The following is a 6,579-nucleotide window of genomic DNA, read 5'->3' on the forward strand; positions in this document are numbered from 1 at the left end:
CGCGCCCGCGCCGTGCCCCCGCGGGGGTCCCCGGGCCCGCCGCCGCCCCAAACTCGGCCCCCCCCCGCCGCCCACCCCCCGCGCCCCCCCCCTTTCTGTCTGCTACTGCGGCGAACCCAGGGGGTTACGCCTCCTTGCTCAGGTTGGGACCGGCCCCACCCGCGGCCTGCTCGATCGGCGGGACGTCGGGCAGCGCCGACTTCTCCTCGCCCCGGAAGGTGAAGGTCGCGGTGTCGCCCTCGCCCTCCGTGTCGACGACCACGATGTGACCGGGACGCAGCTCACCGAAGAGGATCTTCTCCGAGAGCGTGTCCTCGATCTCGCGCTGGATCGTGCGACGCAGCGGCCGCGCGCCCAGAACGGGGTCGTAACCCTTCTTGGACAGCAGTTCCTTGGCGGACTGGGAGAGCTCGATGCCCATGTCCCGGTCCTTGAGGCGCTCGTCGACCTTGCCGACCATCAGGTCGACGATCTTGAGGATGTCGTCCTGCGTCAGCTGCGGGAAGACGACCACGTCGTCGACGCGGTTGAGGAACTCGGGACGGAAGTGCTGCTTGAGCTCGTCCGACACCTTGTTCTTCATGCGCTCGTAGTTGGACTTCGTGTCACCCGTGGCCGCGAAGCCCAGGTTGAAGCCCTTGGAGATGTCCCGGGTGCCGAGGTTGGTCGTCATGATGATGACCGTGTTCTTGAAGTCCACGACCCGGCCCTGGGAGTCGGTCAGGCGACCGTCCTCCAGGATCTGCAGCAGCGAGTTGAAGATGTCCGGGTGGGCCTTCTCGACCTCGTCGAAGAGGACGACCGAGAACGGCTTGCGGCGCACCTTCTCCGTCAGCTGGCCGCCCTCCTCGTAGCCCACGTAACCGGGGGGCGAACCGAAGAGACGCGACACCGTGTGCTTCTCGCTGAACTCCGACATGTCGAGGGAGATCAGCGCGTCCTCGTCACCGAAGAGGAACTCGGCGAGGGCCTTGGACAGCTCGGTCTTACCGACACCGGACGGGCCCGCGAAGATGAACGAGCCACCGGGACGCTTCGGGTCCTTCAGACCGGCCCGGGTACGGCGGATCGCCTTCGAGAGCGCCTTGACGGCGTCCTTCTGGCCGATGACCCGCTTGTGGAGCTCGTCCTCCATGCGCAGCAGGCGGCTCGACTCCTCCTCGGTCAGCTTGAAGACCGGGATGCCGGTCGCGGTCGCGAGGACCTCGGCGATCAGCTCGCCGTCGACCTCGGCCACGACGTCCATGTCGCCGGCCTTCCACTCCTTCTCCCGCTTGGTCTTCGCCGCCAGCAGCTGCTTCTCCTTGTCGCGGAGAGAGGCCGCCTTCTCGAAGTCCTGGGAGTCGATGGCCGACTCCTTGTCGCGGCGGACGCCCGCGATCTTCTCGTCGAACTCGCGGAGGTCCGGCGGCGCGGTCATCCGGCGGATGCGCATCCGGGAGCCGGCCTCGTCGATCAGGTCGATCGCCTTGTCCGGCAGGAAGCGGTCCGAGATGTACCGGTCGGCCAGGGTGGCGGCCTGGACCAGCGCCTCGTCGGTGATGGAGACACGGTGGTGCGCCTCGTAGCGGTCGCGCAGGCCCTTGAGGATCTCGATCGTGTGGGGGAGGGAAGGCTCCGCCACCTGGATCGGCTGGAAGCGGCGCTCGAGGGCCGCGTCCTTCTCGAGGTGCTTGCGGTACTCGTCCAGAGTCGTCGCACCGATGGTCTGGAGCTCACCGCGGGCCAGCATCGGCTTCAGGATCGAGGCCGCGTCGATGGCGCCCTCGGCGGCACCCGCACCGACCAGCGTGTGGAGCTCGTCGATGAACAGGATGATGTCGCCGCGGGTGCGGATCTCCTTGAGGACCTTCTTCAGGCGCTCCTCGAAGTCACCGCGGTAGCGGGAGCCCGCGACCAGCGCGCCGAGGTCCAGGGTGTAGAGGTGCTTGTCCTTGAGGGTCTCGGGCACCTCGCCCTTGACGATGGCCTGCGCCAGACCCTCGACGACGGCGGTCTTGCCGACGCCGGGCTCACCGATCAGGACCGGGTTGTTCTTGGTCCTGCGGGAGAGCACCTGCATGACCCGCTCGATCTCCTTCTCGCGCCCGATGACCGGGTCGAGCTTGGACTCACGAGCGGCCTGGGTGAGGTTCCGGCCGAACTGGTCGAGGACCAGGGACGTGGAGGGGGTGCCCTCGGCAGGACCGCCGGCGGTGGCGGTCTCCTTGCCCTGGTAACCGGAGAGCAGCTGGATGACCTGCTGCCGCACCCGGTTGAGATCGGCGCCCAGCTTGACCAGGACCTGGGCGGCGACGCCCTCGCCCTCTCGGATCAGGCCGAGCAGGATGTGCTCCGTGCCGATGTAGTTGTGGCCCAGCTGAAGGGCCTCGCGGAGCGAGAGCTCCAGGACCTTCTTGGCACGGGGGGTGAAGGGGATGTGCCCGGACGGGGCCTGCTGCCCCTGCCCGATGATCTCCTCCACCTGCTGGCGGACCGCCTCGAGCGAAATCCCGAGGCTCTCCAGGGCCTTAGCGGCGACACCCTCACCCTCGTGGATCAGGCCCAGGAGGATGTGCTCGGTGCCGATGTAGTTGTGGTTGAGCATCCGGGCTTCTTCCTGAGCCAGGACGACAACCCGCCGCGCGCGGTCGGTGAACCTCTCGAACATCGTTAATCGCTCCTCAGAGCGGTCAGGCAGTAAGGGGACGCTCCCCTCCCTGTCCTTCCGCAGCTTAGTCCCGCAAGCGGGGACCGCTCATTCCAACTGCCGACACCGTCCTTGGCCTCCTGACCCCGAACGCCGACATCTGCTCCAACCTGATGGTGCGAGACGATGTTCCCGCAGGCCAGGCAGATACCCTCATGAGCTGTACGCCGATGGCGAACGTGAGGTGCCCAGGCTCTGCGTGTCGCCCCTCCCACTAGGGATGTCTTACCCGTACGCACTGACACTCCATGCGGCGCGCACAGGTTCCCTCCGCTACGGGCGAACATCGTTGCGCCGTCGATCGTCCCCGCGCGCCCCCCTGTTCGACACTCTGCGCTCATCATGAAACACCCAGCGTAACTCTGGAGCCCTTCCGTCGGTTGCTCCTGTCATGGTTCCCACTGTCCCCCTTCCGCGCCGCCCGCTCGACCCGAGCGACCGGACGCGGCAGTGGTACGAGAACGAACTGGGCTGGACGACGGTGCCCGGCTCACCGGTGCGGCTGGCCACCGGCATGCGCTTCGACGTGCTGGAAGTCCCCGCGGAGGCGGGTTTCGCGGCGCTGCGGCACCTCGGTCCGACGTCTCCCGTGGCGCTGCACAGAAACCTTTCAGAACGGGACGGTGATCCCGCCGGCGCCGGTGATCCAGGGGATTTCGGAGCGCGAGAGGCGTTTTTTCCGGCGCTGCGCGGAGATTCCGGGGATGGCAGGCATTCCGGGGATTCCAGGGATTCCGCGGCCCGCCCGGGGGATTCACCGTCCCTGCACGGGGCCCTGCCGGTCCGGCCCGGGGCGCGGATGCGGCTGCTGGTGGCCGAGGGGAGCGCGGAGGAGCTGCCGGGGCTGCTCGACTGGCTGGAGTGGGGCGCCGTCGAGCTGGATCTCACGGCGATCGGCGCGGGCGGGAGCATCGAGGCTCCGCTGCCGCCGGGGGTGTCCGAAGGGCCACTCTCCGCGGGCGGCGGGTCCGGCCCGCAGGGGGCCGCCGTCTGGCTGCGGCCCCCTGAGCCGGGGTGCGAGGTGGAACCCTCGCTGCCGACTCTGTCGGCCATGGGGGGCGGTGGGGGCGCCCCCGATCTCGTACGGCTCGTGGAGACGATGGCGACTCAGTGCCATCGCATCCGGCTGCGGCGCGCGTGCGCTCAGCCGTTGGCCGCCTCGTAGGCCTCGCGAATCTGCGCGGGAACGCGGCCACGGTCGTTGACCTCGTAACCGTTCTCCTTCGCCCACGCGCGGATCTGCGCGGTGTCCTGGCTGCCACCGGAAGCGACACGGGCCTTTCCGCGGCCACCGGAAGCGCGGCCACCGGTACGACGCCCGCCCTTCACGTAGGCGTCGAGAAGACCACGCAGCTTGTCCGCATTGGCGGTCGTGAGATCGATCTCGTAGGTCTTGCCGTCCAACGCGAACGTCACGGTCTCGTCCGCCTCGCCACCGTCGAGGTCGTCGACAAGAAGGACCTGAACCTTCTGTGCCACCGGATTTCCTTTCATCGATAACGTGAGGGCCGAGGGTCTGCGGCGTGGGCCGCCGTTTCGCGTCCCCTGTTATATGCAGTACTGCAGTACGTCGGAAAGCAAACCGCTTTTGCTGGAAAAACACAAACCCCTGGGGGAGACTCGGGGGCCACTGGAAGACCGGAAACGTGCGCGTTTCGGACATAGGGAACGCGGGCAAGGCGGTCCGGCGGAATAGTGGCCGGCGATCACAGATGCAGAAGCATCCGGCTGTTGCCCAAGGTGTTCGGTTTCACTCGTTCGAGACCGAGGAACTCCGCGACGCCCTCGTCATAGGAACGCAGCAGCTCGGCGTACACATCGGTGTCGACCGGCGTCTCACCGATCTCCACGAAGCCGTGCTTCGCGAAGAAGTCCACTTCGAAGGTGAGACAGAAAACGCGGCGAACGCCGAGCCAGCGGGCGGTGTCCAGCAACTTCTCCAGCAACTGATGACCGACACCCGCGCCCTTGACCGCGGGGTTCACCGCGAGAGTGCGGACTTCCGCGAGGTCTTCCCACATCACGTGCAGCGCACCGCACCCGACGACCTCGGCGCTCGGGCCCGCGCCGCGTTCGGCGACCCAGAACTCCTGGATGTCCTCGTAAAGCGTCACCGTGGCTTTGTCGAGCAGGATGCGACGTCGGACGTTCGCGTCGAGGAGGCGGCGCACGGCCGCGACATCGCCGGTCCTCGCCCGCCGGACGGTGATGGCTTTTGCGGTGTCTGCGGGATGCGGCGCGGGCCGCCGCGCCGGATGCTCTGCTGGCATGAGCGGACGCTATCGCCCGGTGCCGTCAGGGCCCGAGGCGGGGTTCTCGCCGCCCGGCTTCTCACCCGCGTTCCCGGCCGGGTTCTCGCCCGACTTCTCCTCGCCCTTCTCGTCGCCCTTCTCCTCGGAAGCTTCCGTAGGTGCCGGTGTTTCGGCATCGACCGGGCCTTCTTCGGGGTCCTGCACGATACGCATGGCCGCGCGGAGGGCGTGGCGTTGTTCCTCGCTCATCATGCCGAAGAAGGCGACGAGAGCCGCGGCGGGGTTGTCACTCTGGGACCATGCGTCGTTCATGAGGGCCGCGGAGTAGGCGGCCCGTGTGGAGACCGCCTCATATCGATAGGCCCGGCCTTCCGCCTCACGGCGCACCCAGCCCTTCTGATGGAGATTGTCCAAAACGGTCATCACCGTGGTGTACGCGATGGACCGTTCCTGCTGAAGGTCTTCCAGGACTTCTCGAACGGTCACCGGGCGGTTCCACTTCCACACCCGCGTCATGACCGAGTCTTCGAGTTCTCCCAATGGGCGAGGCACAGCTCAGAACAATAGTGGGAGATCGGCAACAAAAAGGGCGTACGACTCGAAAAACGTATGAGTCGTACGCCGATCCCTGTACCGACGGGCACCCCGGGGGGCGCCGGATGCTCAGGCCTCGGAGTCCCGGGAGGCCTGGCGGGCGCTGTCCGCGCGCGCGAGGGCGGCGTCGACGACCGCGTCCTCCTTGGACTTGTTGGCACCGCCCTGGGTCTTGACGATCGTCACGATCAACCCGATGAAGAACACGGCCATCACTACGGGGGGCACGAGCGCGGAGACATAGTCCATGGCTCCAGAGTAGCTAGCCCGCCGCGAGCTGCTGAGGGGGGTTCACCGGTGGCGGCACCGGTTTGCGCCTGGGCGGGAAGACCTCGCCCGGGGTGGGGATCGGGCGGTCCGGGCGGGGGCTCCTGCCCGGCGGGTTCGGCTTCGGGTCGGCGGCGGGCCGGTCCGAAGGCTTCCGGACGGGCTCGTCGGGGCCCGCGGCCCGTGCCAGACCTCCGGGGAGGGCCGTCAGGCGGGTTCGGGACGCCGGGACCGTGGGAGTGGCCGTACGGCCCGCCAGACGGACACGGACGTCCCGTTCGGCGAGGTCGCAGCAGCGCGCCAGGAGGGCGGCCGCGGCGGGGTTGCCGCGCAGGGCGCGCAGGGCGGCGAGATCGTCCGGATTCGGCCGGTAGCCGGTGGCCAGGGTTTCTTCCAGGAGTGCGAGGTAGCCGGCGGCCGTGCCGGGCAGTGCGGCCCGGTAGCGGGAGAGGTCGGCCAGCAGGAACGCCCGCAGCCTGGCTCCCTCGCGGGCGGCCTCGTCGACGGATTCGGCGAGCCGGAGGCAGTCCTGGACGTCTTCGGCCGAGGCGGGGGCGGGATGGAGGGCGAGGGCGAGAGCACGACGGAGCACACGCAGCTCCTGCGCACCGAACGCCATGCCGCCGCGGGATCCGTAGGGCGTGGGCATGCCGCGACGATACGCGCTAATCAGACAAAATCCGCCATATCCCCCTACGCGTGTCCTGACCCTCGCCCATCCCCTGGAGACGCCGCCGCCCAGACCCCCTCTGCCAGGGGGCTGCCGCCCCCTGGACC

General features: G+C 68.5%; 7 protein-coding genes. 1 reads left to right on the forward strand and 6 read right to left on the reverse strand.

Going from position 1 to position 6,579, the window contains the following annotated elements; all coding sequences use genetic code 11:
* Positions 1–124: 124 nt before the first annotated feature.
* Entirely contained in the window at positions 125–2,650 is a 2,526-nt protein-coding gene (locus ACFV2J_RS36570) for an ATP-dependent Clp protease ATP-binding subunit (protein ID WP_148012285.1), read from the reverse strand.
* A gap of 430 nt (positions 2,651–3,080) precedes the next feature.
* On the opposite strand from ACFV2J_RS36570, the gene ACFV2J_RS36575 reads away from it, so the two are divergent.
* Positions 3,081–3,854, forward strand: coding sequence for an SCO3374 family protein (locus ACFV2J_RS36575; protein WP_385094681.1), 774 nt, complete (start codon positions 3,081–3,083; stop codon positions 3,852–3,854).
* Here ACFV2J_RS36575 and ACFV2J_RS36580 read toward each other — a convergent pair.
* The 5 genes from ACFV2J_RS36580 to ACFV2J_RS36600 form a co-directional block, all read right to left on the reverse strand.
* Positions 3,833–4,168, reverse strand: coding sequence for an Lsr2 family protein (locus tag ACFV2J_RS36580; protein WP_385094684.1), 336 nt, complete (start codon positions 4,166–4,168; stop codon positions 3,833–3,835). The genes ACFV2J_RS36575 and ACFV2J_RS36580 overlap by 22 nt on opposite strands.
* Before the next feature lie 227 nt (positions 4,169–4,395).
* Positions 4,396–4,959: an amino-acid N-acetyltransferase gene (locus ACFV2J_RS36585; protein WP_385094687.1), complete on the reverse strand. Its 564-nt coding sequence runs from the start codon at positions 4,957–4,959 to the stop codon at positions 4,396–4,398.
* Positions 4,960–4,968: 9 nt separating this feature from the next.
* Positions 4,969–5,457, reverse strand: a complete 489-nt coding sequence (locus tag ACFV2J_RS36590; RefSeq protein ID WP_385094690.1) for a BlaI/MecI/CopY family transcriptional regulator — start codon at positions 5,455–5,457, stop codon at positions 4,969–4,971.
* 147 nt (positions 5,458–5,604) lie between these two features.
* Positions 5,605–5,784, reverse strand: a complete 180-nt coding sequence (locus tag ACFV2J_RS36595; RefSeq protein ID WP_385094693.1) for a hypothetical protein — start codon at positions 5,782–5,784, stop codon at positions 5,605–5,607.
* Positions 5,785–5,797: 13 nt separating this feature from the next.
* The gene (locus ACFV2J_RS36600) at positions 5,798–6,421 is read right to left on the reverse strand and encodes a hypothetical protein (RefSeq protein WP_385094696.1); all 624 of its coding nucleotides are present in this window, start codon (positions 6,419–6,421) and stop codon (positions 5,798–5,800) included.
* Positions 6,422–6,579: the final 158 nt, after the last annotated feature.

Origin of the sequence: Streptomyces sp. NPDC059668, assembly GCF_042734135.1 — a bacterium.
Classification (GTDB): domain Bacteria; phylum Actinomycetota; class Actinomycetes; order Streptomycetales; family Streptomycetaceae; genus Streptomyces.

What these genes read in the sequence shown, in the direction of transcription:
- ACFV2J_RS36600 (WP_385094696.1), bottom strand. Translation starts at nt 6,421, where the DNA reads ATGGCGTTCGGTGCGCAGGAGCTGCGTGTGCTCCGTCGTGCTCTCGCC.
- ACFV2J_RS36590 (WP_385094690.1), bottom strand. Translation starts at nt 5,457, where the DNA reads ATGACGCGGGTGTGGAAGTGGAACCGCCCGGTGACCGTTCGAGAAGTC.
- ACFV2J_RS36575 (WP_385094681.1), top strand. Translation starts at nt 3,081, where the DNA reads ATGGTTCCCACTGTCCCCCTTCCGCGCCGCCCGCTCGACCCGAGCGAC.
- ACFV2J_RS36570 (WP_148012285.1), bottom strand. Translation starts at nt 2,650, where the DNA reads ATGTTCGAGAGGTTCACCGACCGCGCGCGGCGGGTTGTCGTCCTGGCT.
- ACFV2J_RS36585 (WP_385094687.1), bottom strand. Translation starts at nt 4,959, where the DNA reads ATGCCAGCAGAGCATCCGGCGCGGCGGCCCGCGCCGCATCCCGCAGAC.
- ACFV2J_RS36595 (WP_385094693.1), bottom strand. Translation starts at nt 5,784, where the DNA reads ATGGACTATGTCTCCGCGCTCGTGCCCCCCGTAGTGATGGCCGTGTTC.